The organism is Verrucomicrobium sp. BvORR106, assembly GCF_000739655.1.
Classification (GTDB): domain Bacteria; phylum Verrucomicrobiota; class Verrucomicrobiia; order Verrucomicrobiales; family Verrucomicrobiaceae; genus Verrucomicrobium.
On sequence record NZ_BATR01000125.1, the window covers coordinates 24225 to 41107 of the forward strand.

Below are 16883 nucleotides of genomic sequence, written 5' to 3' on the forward strand. Positions count from 1 at the left end.
TGAAACATCTTGGCTGTCTATGGTCTCCCATGTCCTTGTACGAGTACCGCATCGTCTTCAAGAATGGCGAGGAGCGTCGCTTCCAGGCGGAGAAGCACCAAGACAATGGCCAGAAGTTGATCCTTCAGGCCTCAGCGCGGGACGAGATTCCGTTTTCGCTTGATGAGGTGGAGGAGTACTCTTGGAAGCTTCGTGCTGAACCCCACGAACTCTACTTGGAAGACAACAGCTACCTGGAGGTTCTTGCCGACGACTACGTGTGGACCGATGATTTTGTCGTCTTCTACATTAACGGAGAAGAGGTGTTTCGCATCGAAGAATCCAAGGTTGGTTGCGTGGGTCCTCTAGTCTATATGAGATCCCACGCGAACAGTTTACCCCGAGTTCGAGAACTGAGTTGAGCCGTCCTCATCAGATGCTCGAGAGGATCGCTTGGCTCGTTGAGACTGGAGAGCGACGCTGCCACCCACTCTGCATCCAGAAGCAGGGCAATCTCGGGCAAGTCCATACACATAAAGGAGAGCGGTAGGTGCAAAATTGGGTCGATATATGCACTTATGCGCATTATTTTCGAGTGCAGCGGCACGTGCTGTGGTGATATCACCCGATCCCGTGCAAAGGCACCGACTCCCCGCATGAAGTTTTATCTCATCGTCACCCACTCCAAAGGTCCAGAAATTGTCGAAGGGATCGGGTGTGAATCCACGGTCCGGAGCCTGCGGATCCTGGTGCGGGGTGAGAAGAAGCGGGAGTTTGACCGTGAAGACGTCTTTACGTGGAAGGAGTGCGCGAGCCGGTTCGAGGCAGAAGAGACCCAACGCGTGATGGGGCTCTAGGCGATCCCCTTGGAGTGATGGGAGCTGATCGGCCTTCTCACCGCGACAGTCCCGTGGCTGGGGTGACGGCCTTCCGCCTCAGGTAATGAAACCAGCCATAGGCCACGCCGAGGAGGCTGATGACGCCCCCGGAAATCAGCAGCCAGGGGATGTCCTGCAACTCCACGGTGGACGGGCGAATGGCGAACAGGCAGAATCCCAGGATGGTCATGCTGGTGGCGACGCCATAGCCGAAGAGTTGGAGTCCTCGCGACCGGGTCTGCCAAAGCGACCGCTGTTGCAGTTGATGAGCTGAATCTGGTCGGGCGTAGTTCCTCCAGAGCAAGCCCCAGACGCACAGGGAGAAGGCTATGCTCCACTTGGGCCAGCCGTATTCCACCAGGGCGAACTCGGGATGGTGCGAGTCATAATAGATCGGGATCGTATCTCCCGGACGCAGCGCGCCTCCCAACTCCCCTGCCCCCGATTCATAGCCGTGACGGCTGAACCAACCGGCCCGAACACGATCCGATTCATACTCCCGGCCCTCCACCTCATAGCGGTAGCGAATGTCTGACTTGGAATTGCCGTGATGAGAGACCTTGGCTGATGCCAGCACCTTGCCATGCGTCAGGCCATCGCGGGCACGAAACAGGTGCCAGCTGGAGACGACAAACTCCAGGGGCATCATGAAAAGCAGCACGCCAAACAACGGGCCGAAAATGAGCAGCCCGATCCACCAGGAGAGTTTCCTCACCCTGCAACTCTGGACTGGGACAGGTGAAGGTCAACTGGGTAAGTTCCAAGGAGGAACGGCAGGCTTATCTCAACTCCCCCTGCACTTTCTTTGCCGCGCCCAACTTTGAGCAGCAAAGGGAGCCCGCCTTTCGCGGTGGCTGCCAAATGGCCTCCCCGCAATTGAGGGGGGTGCGCAGTGGGGAGATCTTCATAGCATGCAAAAAGGGAACGGTAAGGTCGCTCATTCCGCGTAGCGGCCTTACGGTTTCCAGGACTGCTAGCGGTCCGGGCGCCTTGGGAGGGTTGGAGTCTCTCCCAAGGCGTTTAAGGATTGGCCTTCAGTGCATCAATCGATAACGAATTGACAAGCGATGGTGCAGCTTTAACCCAGGGATGCCTGCATGGGTGGTCGGTTGGATCTTGATCCCACCCGCAAGGCATTGCATGAAGTTCATTTCTGGATTCAAGGGTTAAGGAAGGATAGTCTTGCTCACTTTTCTTAGCCAGTGTGGCACTCCCGTTTCATCATGCGTGAGGTACTCTTGATGACTTGGGCAGAAGATCCCAAGAGTCGATAGCGCTCCACATTCCACCTATGGTTGGCCCTTCCAGAGGTCTGCCCTATCCAGGCCGTTCACCCCTGCTCCGGCGAGGTGTGAACGGGACAAAACGGCTGCGCATGCAACCAGAGAGGTTTCTGTCTCTCCCGCCTCTCTTCTAATCTGCCTATTTTGCGATTGTTTTGGACCCTAAACGTGGTACAACCTTAGATGTATATCAGGGCAACGCCTGACCACTGCAGGTAGTCGTTGTCCCGACGGGAGAACGACGATGAATGGGGTGGCGGGATCTTCAGCGACGAAGCGGGTGTACGTGGTGGTCACGACCTCCAAGGGTGCCGAGATCATCGAAGCCTGTGCGATCGTGGAAGATGGACTGTCTTTTGTTTTCCAGCGTCAGGGGGAAGTCTGGCGGGAGTACAGCCGGCGGGATGTTCTCTTCTGGGATGAGTGTGCGGCTATGCCGGATGCCGTGCAGATGGTGGCAGAACTGAGAGGCGGCACCGTGAGCGCTAAAACGTGCCCCGTTTAGCCTGCTGTTACGCCGGAGGTTGCCAACCGTTCTGGAACGATTATTCCCGCTCGCGGTACAGGCAGAACTAGGATAAGGTGCGGCGCAACCGCCTGCGAACGTCCACTTGTCGTTCACCATGTCGCACTCCAAGTCTGTCGCTATCGTGACCATGAGTCCGTCTCAGGTCCCGTACGCGATGCATCTAGCGGCCGCGGAGGGGTGGAATCCCGGGCTGCATGATGCGACCTCTTTCCATGCTGCGGATCCCGAAGGATTCCTAATGGCGGAGCTAGAAGGTGAGCCAGTGGGGTGCATCTCGGCTGTCTCTTATCCGGGCGGTTTCGGCTTCATCGGCCTCTACATTGTGGAGCCGGAGTTCCGTGGCCGCGGCATTGGTCGGGCGCTATGGCGACAGGCCATGCAGCGCCTGAATGGGGTCAACATCGGTCTAGATGGCGTGGTGGCCATGCAGGAAGCGTACGCCAGATCGGGATTCAAACTGGCCTATCGCAACATCCGCTACGCTGCCTCCCACCTCCCCTCGCCCGGTCCATTGCCGGCTGGCGTCCGCCTGGTGCCCGCAGCGGAGGTGCCCTTCGAAGATCTGCGGGCCTATGATCGGCGATTCTTCCCGGCAGATCGGGAAGCTTTTCTCCGCAAATGGATCCGCCAGCCAAGTGGGTGGGCTGTAGCCGCCCTTGGAGCTGATGGCCTCCAAGGCATGGGCGTTATCCGGTCATGTCGGGAAGGGCACAAAGTGGGCCCGCTGTTTGCCGACAATCCGGAAATGGCAAAAATCCTCTTGCTGACTCTGGCCAGTCGGCGGAATGCAGACGCTCGGGTCATCCTGGACGTGCCGGCGGTGAATCCCGCAGCCATCTCCCTGGCGCAGGAGGTGGGAATGGAGGTGATCTTTGAGACCGCCCGCATGTACACTGGGGATCCACCTTTGGTGGATCTGGAGGGGACATTTGGGGTCACCACCTTCGAACTGGGTTGACGAAGCGGGCGATGCACTTAAGAAGTACGCTTCGCCGAGTGGGTATCATTAGGCTTGATCTTTATTGATTCCTAGGGTATTTTGTCTTCAGTTGTGCATTATCCTCCATAAGTAATAATTACCAGCATGGCGCGTTTTGTGGTGGTAACATTCGACGGTGGATATCACGAATTCACGGCTGAGACCGTGGATCCTTACGGGCCGCAACTCTTGTTCAAGGAGAACGACGCCCTGCTAAAGAGCTTCTCCAAGACCGAGGTGATCTGCTGGGACACCGATCTGACCAAGCCTCCGCTGGGTGGGATGGGACCCACCTGGAGCAAGCTGCGTCCCCTGCCCGGCTACGCGGAGCCGAAAGATCCGGAGTGAGTCGGCCCGCTTCGCGGGAGACACCAGACTGTTAGATGCCAGACGCCAGGCAGCAGACCTGAGATCAAGGGCCAACGCGGCACCCAACCCCCAGATTGGCAATCTGTGGTACCGCCGGTTTTGCAATCGGGCATCGACTCTGCCCAAGCGAGTCTGGTGGAAGTTGCCTGATACTGATGATCAGCCAGCATTTAAGTTGCGCATGAAAACAATTATGATTTATAGTGGCACCTCGATTTGCCATGAAGTTCATACTGGTTGTCACCAATTCGAAGGGTCCTGTGATTTTCAGGGGGCGCAAGGGTACGAATACCCGGGGCGAATTGACCTTCTACTCTGCGGATGGACGGACGAGTTTTGAGACCACCGATGTCCTGCTCTGGCAAGAGTGCGCTACGGCAGCTGCCGCCGATCAGGTGGTGGAAGCCCTTGGACTGGGCGACGAGGTGCCGGGCTAGTTTTCCTTAGGGTGTGGAGGCAAAAATGCCCAGGGCATTCCTCCCCATCGGAGTGCTTCCAAGTTGCTGTCCAGAGGGGTGAGCAGACCCCTTGCTGTTGGTAATCAACAGGTAGGAGATCTCATGGCCGACCCGCAATTCAGGTTGCGCGCATACGGCCACTGCTCGGAAGGGCGCGATTCAGGAAACATAGCGCCCACGGTATGACTCCTCCCCCCCATGCACCGGTTCCCACCAAGACGAATGCGTCCTCTCCCCCTTAGGCCCAGTATTCACACGCGCCTCGCCCGAAGCGAGTTCTGGCTCGGTCCTCGAGGCTGAGTTTTGCGGCGTGTGCCTGAGGATGCGAAGCAGCCAGCCCTCCCCGGCCAGTTTGCAGGGTTACGTGGCCACTCCGGCGACCGATCCATCCACTCAACCCCTCACTCCCATGACAGCTCTCACTGACAGTGATCCAAAATCTCTTTCTCAAACATCCACCTCACGTTGCGAAATGGGAGTGGAGGGTCTTGATGTGGTCCTCTGCGGGGGACTGCCTCCCCACCGCCTCTACCTGGTAAAAGGTGACCCCGGTGTGGGCAAGACGACGCTTGCCCTGCAGTTCCTCATGAAGGGGGCCAGCCAGGGTGAGAAGGTGCTGTACATCAGCCTTTCTGAGACCAAGAACGAGATCCTGGCCGTGGCAGACTCCCACGGCTGGGACTTGTCGGCGGTGAATCTCTATGAACTGTCCTCCATCGAGGAAAAGATCCGGGGGGACAGTGAGAGCACGTTCTTTCACCCTTCCGAAGTGGAGCTCAACCGCACGATCGGGGCCCTGATCGAGGAGGTGGAGCGCATCTCCCCCTCCCGGGTGGTCTTCGACTCCCTGTCCGAGATGCGCATGCTGGCGGAGACGCCCCTTCGGTACCGACGGCAGATCCTGCAACTGAAGAGCTACTTCGCCGGACGCCACTGCACCGTGTTGCTGCTGGACGACCGCACCTCTGGCACCCAAGATCTCCAAGTGGAAAGTGTGGCCCACGGGGTGATCAGCATCGAGGCTTCCTCCCCCAGCTACGGCGTAACGCGGCGGCAGCTCAATGTGCTAAAGATTCGCGGCTCCAAGTACCTGGAAGGCAGTCATGATCTTGTGCTGCGCCGCGGGGGCATGGTCGTCTTTCCGCGCTTGATCGCGGATGGCTCGCATCGTGAATTTGACAGGGTGAACTTCCCCAGCGGCATTTCCGAGCTGGATACCCTGCTGGGCGGTGGCCTGGGGCGTGGCACCAGCACCATGATCATGGGCCCTCCCGGCACGGGGAAATCCACCGTCGCCATCAAGTTCGCACTGGCGTCTGCCGAGCGCGGAGAGAAGGCGATGCTCTTCATTTTTGACGAGACGAGGGGCACCTTGCTCGACCGGGCCTCGCAGCTCGGGATGGACCTGGAACCGCACATCGAGCAGGGCATGCTGGAAATCGTGTCGGTGGATCCAGCGGAAATCTCTCCCGGAGAGATGGGCCACCGCATTCGCGAGGCCGTGACACGCAATAGGGTGAGGCTGATCGTGATCGACAGCATCAATGGCTACATCAACGCCATGCCCGCCGAGCGGCACCTCAATCTTCAGTTGCATGAGTTGCTCGCCTATCTGAATCAACTGGGCGTGGTGACCATCATGGTGCTGGCCCAGCAGGGGTTGATTGGTTCAATGAAATCTGCCGTGGATCTCACGTATCTGGCGGATACCGTGCTGCTCCTGCGCTTCTTTGAAGCCTACGGCCGGGTGAAGCAGGCCGTGTCCGTGATCAAAAAGCGCAGCGGCACGCATGAGCGGACCATTCGCGAGATGCAAATCACTGCGGACGGGATCACCGTGGGCCAGCCATTGTACAACATGCAGGGGGTATTGACGGGGGTGCCGGAGTTTGTGAAAGGCGCAGAGATTGAGGAAACCGAGAACTCCCTGCTCCAGTCATGAGTGACACCACCCACGGACCGGCCCCCTTTGCCAGTGGCGGCACGGATCCTCCACCCATGCTGCCGTCGGCTACTCCCGCCCTGCCGGCCGCCATGGCCGCCAGCCGCATCCTGTTGCTGGCACCCACCAGCAACGATGCACGGCTCACTGCGGGCTTTCTCTCCGCCGCGGGGTTGGACGCCTTCATCTGCTACAGCAGCGAAGGCCTGGCCGAGGCAATGCGGGTGGGGTGTGCGGCCGTGCTCGTGGCCGAGGAGGCTCTGCACACCGAGTGTGTGAACCTTCTGGTGCAGGAGCTTCATGCGCAGCCCTCCTGGTCAGACCTGCCCATCCTCATCCTGACCGGGAATGGCGAGGCCACCCGCTATCGCCAGCGCTACCTGGACCTGATCGGCCCGGTGGGCAACGTGTCCATCATGGAGCGTCCGGTGCGGCCCACGACGCTCGTCAACAGCTGCAAGGTGGCCCTGCGCTCGCGGTTGCGCCAGTATCAGGTGCGGGACCTGCTGGAGGAGCGGCAGGCGGTGGTCGCCAGTATTAGCGATGGCTTCGTCACCTTTGATACCAACTGGCGCTGCACCTTCCTCAATGAAAAGGTGGAGGTGCTCGCCGGACGGAAGAAGGAGGAGCTGATCGGGCGGTGCATCTGGGAGGTGTTTCCTGAAGCCCAGGACCTGCCTATCTACCAGGCGGTGCAGTTCGCCATGCTCCAGCAGCAGAATCTGGATTTTGAGCAGTATCACGCCACGCTGAACCGCTGGCTGGAGGTGCGGTTCTACCCCTCCACCCGGGGTATCTCCGTCTTCATCTCAGATGTCACCGAACGCCGCCGCGCCCAGGATGAACTGCGGGAGAGCAAGGCACGCCTTGAGTTTGCCCTGAACGCCGCCCAGATGGGTGACTGGGATTTCAACCTGGCCGACAACACCTCGCACCGATCCCTGCGGCACGATCAGGCCTTCGGCTACACTGAGCCAGTCAAGGAATGGGGGCTGGAGACTTTCATTGAGCACGTGCACCCCGACGACCGCGAGGAGGTATCGAGGAAATTCTTTGCCGCGATCGTGAGCAATGAACCCTGGCGTTTCGAGTGCCGCGTCGTCTGGCCGGACGGCAGCGTCCACTGGATCGCCATGCACGGCGGGCTCTACCACGATGCGAGCGGCAGATTCCCCCGCATGATCGGCATCGTCATGGATATCACAGCGCGGAAGGATGCCGAGGTGGCCCTGCTGCAACAAACGGATGCCCTGCGAGAGGCGGACCGGAAGAAGGACGAGTTCCTGGCCATGCTCTCCCATGAACTGCGCAATCCCCTGGCGGCCGTGTCTCATGCGGCCACGCTGATCAAGGGGGCGTTCGGGTCGGATGATCTCCACTGGGCCGCTGGCGTGATTGATCGACAGACCCGGCAACTGGCCCACCTCATCGATGATCTCCTGGACGTGTCGCGTATCACGACCGGGAAGATCCACCTGAGGAAGGAGATCATCGATACCGCTGTGATTCTGGAGCACGCATGTGAATCCGCCGGGCCTCTGGTGAGGGAACGCGGACACCACCTCACTCGGAGTTGCCCGCCGGGAGAACTCTGGTTGGAAGCGGATGCCACCCGCATCGAGCAGGTGGTGCTCAACCTCCTCACGAACGCGGCCAAGTACACGCCCAACGGGGGCCAGATCGAGCTCTCGGCACAGAAGCAGGGAGCAGAGGTGGTCATCCAAGTGAGAGACAACGGCACCGGCATCGTGCCCGAGCGACTGCCGGAGATGTTCCAGCTCTTCACCCAAGGGGAGCGCTCGATCGCCCGCAGTGAAGGTGGCCTTGGCATCGGGTTGACGATCGTACAGAAGATCGCTGAGATGCATGGCGGCCATGTGGAGGCAGAGAGCCCCGGTCCCCACCAGGGCAGCACTTTCACCGTGCATCTGCCCCTGGTCGATTCCCCTTCCCCAGTGGCTGTGAAACCGCGTACTCCAGCTTCTGTAGAGCCGTCCCTCCACCGTATCCTCGTGGTGGATGACAATGTGCACTCCGCACAGGGGCTGGCCCGACTGCTCAATCGGGCGGGGCACGAGACCACGGTGGCGCATGATGGGAACCAAGCTTTGACGATTGCAGAGGAGTGGGCACCGCATGCCGTGGTGCTCGATATCGGGCTGCCCGGGATGGACGGCTACGAGGTCGCAAGACGCATGCGTGACTTCGAAGGGTGCCGCCATGCCTTGATCATCGCCGTGACCGGCTACGGTCAGGAGGAAGACCGCCAGCGCTCACACGAGGCCGGATTTGATCATCACCTGGTGAAGCCGGTGGGGATTGCGGAACTGAAGGCCATCCTGGGTCAGGCAACGGCCCCTGCGCATGGCTGACTGCCGGATCGATAAACTACGGGACGAAACCATTCCCACACACCAGGGTGGTATCGATCTCTTCCTGCAATCTGTCCTGCCCAAGGTTTGGCCAACAGGCTTGCAATCGATGCAGGCATTCGCCTAACATCGCCACTCCCTCTCTGAAAAAAACTGGCAGCAGACGAAGCGCGGATTTCGTGGTCCGTGCAGTTCGGCGGCAGCCATGGGCAATCCCCCTCCCAAACTCTCATGAAGCGCGCAATCCCCCGTTGCCTGGCCACAACCTTCCCTCCGCGGCTGCTGTCTGGCCTTCTCATTTGGACGCTGCTGGCTGGAGCCGTTGTTTCCCAGTCCCCTCCCGCTGGTGATGACATCACCACGGGCACCCGCCCCGCCGCCTTACAGTTTGAACCGGTCACATCCCGCGTCCCCGGCATGATCCGCTGGATGTGGGACCCGAAACAGACGGTGCCGCGGATTGAGGAGGCTATGTGGCTGACAGACGGCAGCCGGATGTACGCACGCAGCGACAAGCAGCAACATCGGGTTCAGATCTGGGAGCCCGTGGCGGTGGATCCTGCCTCACCCGCCAGGCTCGACCTCAAGGGCTACCTCCCGCTTGGGGACACCTGGGCAGCCTCCCTGGACGGGCAATGGATCTTTGGCGAGCGTCGGGGCCTTCAAGGCAACACGATGGCTCTCTATCGCACGGGTACTTGGGAAGGCATGTGGGAGGCCCGGAACAACGTCGTGGGAAACCTGGAGCAGGCTGTTTTCACCCGGGATGGAAGGCACCTGATACTTGTGACCAAGCACCAGAAGTCCGTCCAGGTGCATGCCATAGATCCCGCGAGTGGCCGGCGGGTGCGCCACCTGGACCGGGCCCTTCCTGCGCAGGGCGAAGGTTGGAAGGGATCCGAGTTCCGTGTCTGCGTCACAAGAGATGCCGTCTTGCTGCCCCCGTTCTACCGAGACGACCTGACGCTTTCCCGCTGGAGTCCGGCAGATGGCAAACACGTGCCCGTCTCCAAGCCGATGAGTGACAATTCGAAGCTCAAGATGACCCTTTCCTCCAACGAACGCTGGCTCGTTCTTTGGAACTCCGCGGGGTATCGGACGATGGAGCTTGAGGGGGGCCTCTATGGCCGCGGTTTTAGCGGCAAGGCTGAGGATGCGTACATTCAGAATGTGCAGGTCTCTCCTGATGCCACGACTCTGGTGGTCTCAGGCGGGTGCAAACACCAGGTCATTCGCCTGACAGATCAACAGCTGCTGACTCATTCCACCACGGAATGTTTGTGCGGGCTCTTTGCCGCAGATGGACGCACATTTTGGAATACCTGTCGGCCGTTGACGCCCATCAGTACCAGAACCTGGCAGCGGGCCGACAAGACGCAGTCTCCGCCCCAGCGGGCGATCGAACAGGTGGGCTTCAGTCCAGATGGCAACTATCTCGCGAGCCGTTATGCGAAGCAGATCGACTTGTGGAGGCTGGATGGCCAGTCCCTTGCACCATCCGCCATCTTGACTGGACCAAGGGATGCGGAACTAGGGCCCTTTGCCTGGGACAGGAACACCAACCGCATCATTGGCGGAGATCTTTGCGCCTTTCTCCAATGGGAGATGCCCAAGGCCCTGAACGCGGGGTCCATCCGCGTGCCCGTGCAGGGCACACAGCTCTTTGAAACATTTGCCACGGCCGAGGAACAGCGGAGAGACGGACCGGCCTTTGCCTCCTCCCAGCAACTGACCGTGTCCCCTTCCACCGGAGATTGTCTGATCTCGCTCAACCACCATCACGAATACACCGAAATCCGGCATCCTGACCGGCCCACGGTGGGCCGCTCGATCAAGGTGGGCACGCCGCAAGAACACCCCACGCACGAGGCTGTTTTCAGCACAGACGGCAGCGAACTCTTCTACCTGGGGGATGAGCAACCGGTATACAACCAGCTGCTGGCTTATCATCTGGCGGATGAGAAACTCCGCATCTCCGCCGCAAAACTGCCCGCCGGCAGCCTGGTCGGGTTCGATCCTCAACAACGCCAGGTGGTTCTTTTCGGCCCGTACAGGGCCTCGGGCCTGATGCTGGTGGACGCCGCCAAACTGGAGTTGAAGCTCAGATATCATCCGCCGGACAAATGTTCGTGGTCCAAGCCTGCTGCCCTCAGTCCGGATGGTCGCAGATTCGTGTGCGGCTTCCAGGATGAGACCGGATCACAGGCCGCCTATCCCACGCAGTTCATCGTCGCCGACATCGACACCGGCAAGATCCTGGCCGTCGTGCGGCACGCAGACCCGTTGGTGGAAGATTGCGCCTTCTCGCCTGACGGTACCAAGCTGGCCTTTGCCCACGGGAGCGGCAATGTCTCCTTGTGGAGTGTGGATGAGATGCTGAAGAATTGTCCCGCCCCGTCAGGGTTGACCCTGCGTCGTTTTGAGCCCGGGCAGAGCCTGGAGCCGCCGCGTGCGTCCCCGAAGCCTCAAGAGCCCTGGAAGACGGGGCCCCTCACGGAAATCCGCCAACCTGTCAGTGGCGGTGATACGCTTCAAATCACGGCCGACGGAGCAGTCTTCTTGCCGGAGAACCGGGCCTCCATCGGCCAGGTGCTGATCAACGGCGAGCCTTTGCAGGTGAAGGGACATCGCTACCGGCAGATCGCAGGCACGAGCGGCACCTCCTATCTGCATGTGCAGACGGAACTGCGGTCAGCCATGCCCAAGGTGCGGCACCATCGCGAACTGCAGATACCCTCCACCGGCGGGGCCTCAGTGTGCGATGCGATTGACAACCTGGGGCTCACCCCCGTGTCCTTCGACCTCAGCATCGTTGCAGCCATGGGTGGGGACCTTGCAGACTTGCGTGATTCCTCGAATCGCCCACCAGGCGGCCAGGGCAAGTATGTCAACCTTCCCGAAAACGCCGTCCTGGGCACCCAGATCGAGAGCGGCGGAGTGAGCCGCCTGACCGCCCTGGCCCTTGCCACCGCTGACCCGGAGCAAAAGCCCGTGCTAACCTGGGATGCTGCCCGCAAGGCTATCCTGTGCACGTGGACGGTGCATCTGGAACCGTTTGAGCGCTGCCACCTGCGGTACGGTTTCCTGCAACGGCATGCCAAACTCTCGGATGAACTCCTGGTCACCCTGCCAAAGATGGTCCTTCAGCCGTGGTCAACCGGCATGGACACCTTCCATATCCGAAAGTTGAACATGGAGGAAAAATCCGTGTTCATGGGGAGCAGACGCCCGACCGATGGCACTAGGAAAGATGCCTTGGGTTATGGATGGCGAACTCATGCCCGCACCATGGACGGGATGTGGTGCGAAGTAGGGGCGTCCCAGCTTCTGGGGTTGTGGTTCGATGGAGAACCTTCCTCCTATGGCATGGTCTTGAACTACGAGTCCGGTGCCCCAGCGGCCACCAGTCCGACCGGCATGGAAAAGGTGGTGGAATGCTCCTCCGCAGCAGGCCCCATGCGTGCCGCCCGGCGGGTGAGATTCAATCCGCAAACGGCGAGTCTCCAGACGGTGGACACTCTCTACAGCGCTGCCCAGGAGCCTGTGACGGCCAAAACGGATCTGACCGTGCTCACCACTGGCCGGATCAGCGCCGTACTGGATGCCCGGGGGAACAAACTTGATGTCACCAAGCCCATCGCAGCCTCCCAACACGGCAACCGGTTTGCGGTCGTGTTCGAAAACGAACGGGAGCCCGCCGTCCTCGTGGCGTTGGCAGACCCTGATGGAAAGCTACGCCCCACCCTGCATCTGGCCGCCGGGAACGGCCTCTTCATCCGCTATGAAACCACCCTGAAACCCAACGAGAAAGTCCCGTTGGTTCATGCCGCAACTCAGCGCCGTCTCGCGGATTCCCTGTCGATTGAGGAGGTTTTTGCAGCCTGGGACAGCGCTGCCCTGTTGGTGCCGTAGGGCTAGTCGGCATCGGTGATGCTCGCGTGCGACAGCTCCACCATGGTGACGTCTGAAACCACAGGTTCCAGCCTCAAATCATAAACCCCGCCTGGCACCAGACCAGACGGGGTTTATGAAACAAACTAACGATGGAGTCCCATCAAGGCGGATCAGCTCCAGCCGTGGGCTTCGCGCACCTTGATCATGGCGGCCAGGATCTTGTTCCAGGTGTCCTGGGTTTCCAGGACGGCGTTCGGGAACATGCAGCCATCCCAGCAGATGTGCTGGATGCCGCGGGAGGCGGCGTCCTTGAGCCAGTAGCCAGCGGCCTGGGTGATGTCGAGCTTGCCGTTCGGATCATCAGCCTGGCAGTGGCGGCCGGTCTTGTCGTGGGAGCCGGTGCCGTGCACGGTGCCGTCGTTCTGGGCGACGTGGAAGTCGATGGTCCACGGGCGCAGAGCGTCGGTCATCTTCGTGTAGGCGGCTTCAAACTCGGCCTGGCTGTAGCCTTCCTTGAGGAGGGCGTGCTCGGGGGCGTTGTACCCGAGGAGGTAGAGGTAGGTGTGGGCAAGGTCAGCCTGGAAGCCGACGGTGCCGGGCATGCCAGTCTGCTCCAGCAGGTCCAGCATGTCCTTCCAGGAGTGCATGCCTGCCCAGCAGATTTCGCCCTCAGCGGCGAGACGCTCGCCATTGGCGGCGGCGACCACACCCGCTTCGCGGAAGGTCTCGGCGATCTTCTTCGTGCTGGCGACCGGATCGGCCACCCAGGCACCGGGGCCACCGGCGGAGTCGATGCGGATCACGCCGTACTGGCGGACGCCATGCTCATTGAGGATCTTGGCGATGCGGCAGGCCTTTTTGACTGCGAGCACGAACTTGGCGCGCTGGTCCGGGGTGCCCATGGCGGAGTCACCCACGGTGCCCGGCCAGACCGGAGCCACCAGAGAGCCCACATTGAGATTCTTGCTGGCGATGAGGTCCGCCATGCGCTTGATGTCATCCACACTGCCGTCGGGGTCCGTGTGGGGGTGGAAGAGGAAGAGGTCCACGCCCTCGAACTTCTGCCCGTTCACTTCCGCATTGGCGGTGAGTTCGAGCATGCGCTCCAGGCTGATGGGCGGGTGGTCCGTGCCGGGCTCTTTGCCGACGAGGCCGGGCCACATCGCGTTGTGCAGTTTGGGTAGAGTAGCCATGATTCGGTAACGGGACTGTGCGATTCGAATGATGTTTTGACGAAACAGGAATGGTGCAACGTCCGGGTTGCGCGTGGCAAGCCTTTCTGTTGCACCATTCAGGAAACGAGGCGGATCTTACTTCACGCCCTGGGCCTTGAGCTCGTTGTAGAACTCATAACCCTGCTCGGCGGTGAGGCCTTCATGCACCACGCCGCGGACGGCGCGCATCATGGCCACAGGAGCGTCGGACTGGAAGATGTTGCGGCCCATGTCCACACCGGAAGCACCCTGCTGGATGGCGTTGTAGCTCATCTTCAGCGCGTCCAGTTCCGGAAGCTTCTTGCCGCCGGCGATGACGAGCGGCACGGGGCAGCAGCTCGTGATGGTGTCGAACTCTTCTTCCGTGTAGTAGCACTTCACCATGTGGCAGCCAAGCTCCGCCATGATGCGGGTGGCAAGGCGGAAGTACTGGGCGGTACGGGCCATCTGCTTGCCCACGGCCACCACGCCCATGACGCCGATACCGTAGCGGTTCGCGCCATCGATGAGGTCGGTCATGTTCTTGATGGTCTGGCGCTCATGCTCGCTGCCGATGAAGACCTGCACGGCCAACACGGAGGCGTTGAGACGCACGGCTTCCTCGATGGAGCAGGCGATGCTCTCATTGGAGAGGAGGTCAGGCTGGGCCATGCTGGTGCCGCCGGAGGCGCGAAGGGCGATCGCCTTCTGCGTGGTAGCGGGGATGACGCTGCGCTGAATGCCGCGGGTGAGCATGAGGCAGTCTGCATACGGCTCAAGCGGGAGGATCGTCTGGTCCACACGCTCCAGACCCGTGGTGGGGCCCTGGAAGTAGCCGTGGTCGAAGGCCAGCATCACCGTGCGGCCGTCCTTGGGGTTGAACACGCGGCTCAGGCGGTTCTTCAAACCCCAGTCGTACTGGTGGGAACCTTTGAGGAAGAAGCCAGGGGCGGCCTGGGGAGTGTCGGTGAAGTACTCTTTTTCCTTTTTCTCTGCTTTGGTGCCGTCAAGGTCTGCCATGGTCTTGTAGTTAGTAGGGTCGGTTGGGTTGGGGTCTGATGAAAACGGACGTTGGAGGAAGTTCCCATCGCACTGAAAGTGCGATTTAGGACAAATCGGCCCAAAAAAGTTTAAGCAGCGATGTATTCTTTCATCGCGCCGACGATGACGGTGAAGGACATCGCCCCGGCGTCTGGGAAGCCGATGGCACCCTCGCCGAGGGTCTTGGCGCGGCCGAACTTGGCCACCATGGCTTTGCTGGCTTCGAGGCCTTCCAGCGCGGCAATTTCCACGGCCGTCACGGCGTCGATGAGGGAGGCTCCGGCCACTTCCTGCGCCTTAACTGCGGCAGGCTCCAGGGAGTCCACAATGGTCTTGTCACCCACGGCGGCACCGCCGCGCGACTTCACGCCATCCAGGCCTGCCTGGAGCAGGAGCGCCAGACCGGCGGCGTCGAATTCTTCTTTGCCGGCCAGAGCCTTGCCGCCATTGCGGAACATGGTGCCAAAGATCGCGCCGGAGGCACCGCCCATGCTGCTCATCATGGCCATGCCCACGCTGGAGAAGGCTTTTTCGACGGACTCGCCGCTTAGCTTCTCTTTGGCAGCGTTCATGCCGCGCTGCATGCCCAGACCATGGTCACCGTCACCCAGATTGCGGTCCGCCTCGGACAGCTCGGGCTCGGCAGCAATGATGCGATCCGCCACGAGGGTCAGCATCGCTTTGACTTCGTCTTTATTAAGTGTGGTCTTGGGCATGGTGGCGCGGATAGAAGGCGGGGTGGTGGGTATTGTCAAATACGCAAACGCGGGACACGCAGCATGACTCAGATTCGGGGCAATCAGAAGCAAAAACGCGTGCGTAGCCCCTTCAATAACCGCTCTTGCCCATTTTAGGACTTTCCTGCCACCGACCAACCCAGATTCTTTCGGTTCGCAAAGACCATTTCCCAGCTGGGGGGCAGCCCGGATGGCCGCGATCAAGGGGCGGTGGCCAAGTCGATGAGCTGGTCCACCACCGGGCCCAGCCATCCTGTGTCCCAGCGATGTTTCACCTGAAGGTTGGGGAGATAGGCATGTAGGACCTGATGCTGGTCGAGCAATGCGTGCATGCCTGTCCCATGCGCCTTCCAATCCGGCCCTACGCCCAGAACCAAACGTCGGCGATTCTTCCATGCGTCGGGGGCTTGCTCAATCAGCCGTGGCGGCAGGACGGCCAGAAAAGTTTCCTTGGTCCCAAACACGTCCTTGATGCCGATGGGCCCCCACTCCTTGCCGTGATTCTCGCCATTCAACAGGAACGGGGCGTCCCAGGTGGCGGCATAGCCGAAGAGGTCCGGATGCCGCAGCAGCAAGACTGAGGCCCCCCACCCTGATTTGCTGAAACCCAGGAGCCAGCGATGTTCCAGGTCCGGGAGCGTGGGGTATCGCTGATCGATGTCGGGTACGAGCGTCTTCACCACGAAGTCCTCCTGGCGCACCTTCGGATCGGTGGCGTGGTTGCCATACCACGGCACGACCTTGAAGGAGGGAGCCACGCAGATGACTTGGTGCTTGTTGGCGAGGTTCAGCTTGCGCGCCTCATCGAGTCCATCGCCAAAGCGAAAGCTGCCCTCCGATTCCACAGGCAGGATGTAGAGCACCGGGTAGCGCTTTCCCGTGGCGAGAGGATCAGGGAGGATCACTCGTACCGGTGTGGGTCCTGATTGGAATTCGGAGGGCAATGCGTAGCTCCAGATGCCCGTGGTGGCGTCCTTTTGCGCGGGCTCTGAGGTGACCTGGGCGGATGCAGCGGAGGGCGTGGCGAGCCAGGCAGCGAGGAACAGGCTGAGGGATGAGATGGTGACAGCACGAGATCCCATGGTGGTGCAAGATTAATAACGTGAGGTGGGGCATCCGGTCTTGCACATCGTCGAAGTGGTACAGGAGGCGGGGGTTCCCAGCCCGGCTCAGTCGTGCTTCCCTTGACTCTCTTATCGCCTCAGCCACCCGGCATACCGCGGGGCCGG

Annotated in this window: 14 protein-coding genes; 9 read left to right on the forward strand and 5 right to left on the reverse strand. The window is 60.7% G+C overall.

All coding sequences use genetic code 11. The features are described from left to right. The first annotated feature begins 29 nt into the window (after positions 1 to 29). Both BV106_RS23555 and BV106_RS23560 read left to right on the forward strand, forming a co-directional pair. A complete protein-coding gene (locus tag BV106_RS23555) occupies positions 30 to 401 on the forward strand; it encodes a hypothetical protein (protein ID WP_038168897.1) in 372 nt (123 codons plus the stop codon). Between the two features lie 234 nt (positions 402 to 635). Further along, positions 636 to 836, forward strand: coding sequence for a hypothetical protein (locus tag BV106_RS23560; protein WP_038168898.1), 201 nt, complete (start codon positions 636 to 638; stop codon positions 834 to 836). 37 nt (positions 837 to 873) lie between these two features. On the opposite strand, the gene BV106_RS23565 is transcribed toward BV106_RS23560, so the two are convergent. After that, the gene (locus BV106_RS23565) at positions 874 to 1572 is read right to left on the reverse strand and encodes a DUF3592 domain-containing protein (RefSeq protein WP_038168900.1); all 699 of its coding nucleotides are present in this window, start codon (positions 1570 to 1572) and stop codon (positions 874 to 876) included. Positions 1573 to 2393: 821 nt separating this feature from the next. Between BV106_RS23565 and BV106_RS23570 the strand changes: the two genes are divergently transcribed. The 7 genes from BV106_RS23570 (at position 2394) to BV106_RS23600 (ending at position 12701) form a co-directional block, all read left to right on the forward strand. Beyond that, complete coding sequence (locus BV106_RS23570; RefSeq protein ID WP_265596012.1) at positions 2394 to 2645, forward strand: hypothetical protein; 252 nt, start codon at positions 2394 to 2396, stop codon at positions 2643 to 2645. Positions 2646 to 2796: 151 nt separating this feature from the next. Next, the gene (locus BV106_RS23575) at positions 2797 to 3627 is read left to right on the forward strand and encodes a GNAT family N-acetyltransferase (protein WP_038168970.1); all 831 of its coding nucleotides are present in this window, start codon (positions 2797 to 2799) and stop codon (positions 3625 to 3627) included. A 126-nt stretch (positions 3628 to 3753) separates the two neighbouring features. After that, complete coding sequence (locus BV106_RS23580) at positions 3754 to 3996, forward strand: hypothetical protein (RefSeq protein ID WP_038168905.1); 243 nt, start codon at positions 3754 to 3756, stop codon at positions 3994 to 3996. A 242-nt stretch (positions 3997 to 4238) separates the two neighbouring features. Continuing rightward, the gene (locus BV106_RS23585; RefSeq protein WP_038168907.1) at positions 4239 to 4454 is read left to right on the forward strand and encodes a hypothetical protein; all 216 of its coding nucleotides are present in this window, start codon (positions 4239 to 4241) and stop codon (positions 4452 to 4454) included. 493 nt (positions 4455 to 4947) lie between these two features. Further along, complete coding sequence (locus BV106_RS23590) at positions 4948 to 6417, forward strand: ATPase domain-containing protein (RefSeq protein WP_038168909.1); 1470 nt, start codon at positions 4948 to 4950, stop codon at positions 6415 to 6417. Continuing rightward, on the forward strand, positions 6414 to 8789 hold the full coding sequence (locus tag BV106_RS36155) for an ATP-binding protein (RefSeq protein WP_051946240.1): 2376 nt from the start codon (positions 6414 to 6416) through the stop codon (positions 8787 to 8789). The genes BV106_RS23590 and BV106_RS36155 overlap by 4 nt, the downstream gene beginning before the upstream one ends. A 231-nt stretch (positions 8790 to 9020) precedes the next feature. After that, positions 9021 to 12701 carry a hypothetical protein gene (locus BV106_RS23600; protein WP_038168911.1) on the forward strand — a complete coding sequence of 1227 codons (3681 nt, stop codon included), beginning with the start codon at positions 9021 to 9023 and terminating at the stop codon, positions 12699 to 12701. A gap of 152 nt (positions 12702 to 12853) precedes the next feature. On the opposite strand, the gene BV106_RS23605 is transcribed toward BV106_RS23600, so the two are convergent. The 4 genes from BV106_RS23605 to BV106_RS23620 form a co-directional block, all read right to left on the reverse strand. Next, a complete protein-coding gene (locus BV106_RS23605; RefSeq protein ID WP_038168913.1) occupies positions 12854 to 13876 on the reverse strand; it encodes a TIM barrel protein in 1023 nt (340 codons plus the stop codon). 117 nt (positions 13877 to 13993) lie between these two features. Next, entirely contained in the window at positions 13994 to 14896 is a 903-nt protein-coding gene (gene lsrF, locus BV106_RS23610; protein WP_009962019.1) for a 3-hydroxy-5-phosphonooxypentane-2,4-dione thiolase, read from the reverse strand. 110 nt (positions 14897 to 15006) lie between these two features. Beyond that, on the reverse strand, positions 15007 to 15633 hold the full coding sequence (dhaL, locus tag BV106_RS38835) for a dihydroxyacetone kinase subunit DhaL (protein ID WP_038168915.1): 627 nt from the start codon (positions 15631 to 15633) through the stop codon (positions 15007 to 15009). A 221-nt stretch (positions 15634 to 15854) separates the two neighbouring features. Next, positions 15855 to 16736 (reverse strand): alpha/beta hydrolase-fold protein, encoded by an 882-nt coding sequence (locus BV106_RS23620; RefSeq protein ID WP_038168917.1) that lies wholly within the window; start codon positions 16734 to 16736, stop codon positions 15855 to 15857. Between the last annotated feature and the right edge of the window lie 147 nt (positions 16737 to 16883).

Bases quoted from the DNA above. Each gene is read 5' to 3' on its own strand.
- BV106_RS23585 (WP_038168907.1), top strand. From the start codon at position 4,239: ATGAAGTTCATACTGGTTGTCACCAATTCGAAGGGTCCTGTGATTTTC.
- BV106_RS23590 (WP_038168909.1), top strand. From the start codon at position 4,948: ATGGGAGTGGAGGGTCTTGATGTGGTCCTCTGCGGGGGACTGCCTCCC.
- BV106_RS23600 (WP_038168911.1), top strand. From the start codon at position 9,021: ATGAAGCGCGCAATCCCCCGTTGCCTGGCCACAACCTTCCCTCCGCGG.
- BV106_RS23560 (WP_038168898.1), top strand. From the start codon at position 636: ATGAAGTTTTATCTCATCGTCACCCACTCCAAAGGTCCAGAAATTGTC.
- lsrF (WP_009962019.1), bottom strand. From the start codon at position 14,896: ATGGCAGACCTTGACGGCACCAAAGCAGAGAAAAAGGAAAAAGAGTAC.
- BV106_RS36155 (WP_051946240.1), top strand. From the start codon at position 6,414: ATGAGTGACACCACCCACGGACCGGCCCCCTTTGCCAGTGGCGGCACG.
- BV106_RS23620 (WP_038168917.1), bottom strand. From the start codon at position 16,736: ATGGGATCTCGTGCTGTCACCATCTCATCCCTCAGCCTGTTCCTCGCT.
- BV106_RS23605 (WP_038168913.1), bottom strand. From the start codon at position 13,876: ATGGCTACTCTACCCAAACTGCACAACGCGATGTGGCCCGGCCTCGTC.
- BV106_RS23575 (WP_038168970.1), top strand. From the start codon at position 2,797: ATGAGTCCGTCTCAGGTCCCGTACGCGATGCATCTAGCGGCCGCGGAG.
- BV106_RS23580 (WP_038168905.1), top strand. From the start codon at position 3,754: ATGGCGCGTTTTGTGGTGGTAACATTCGACGGTGGATATCACGAATTC.
- BV106_RS23555 (WP_038168897.1), top strand. From the start codon at position 30: ATGTCCTTGTACGAGTACCGCATCGTCTTCAAGAATGGCGAGGAGCGT.
- dhaL (WP_038168915.1), bottom strand. From the start codon at position 15,633: ATGCCCAAGACCACACTTAATAAAGACGAAGTCAAAGCGATGCTGACC.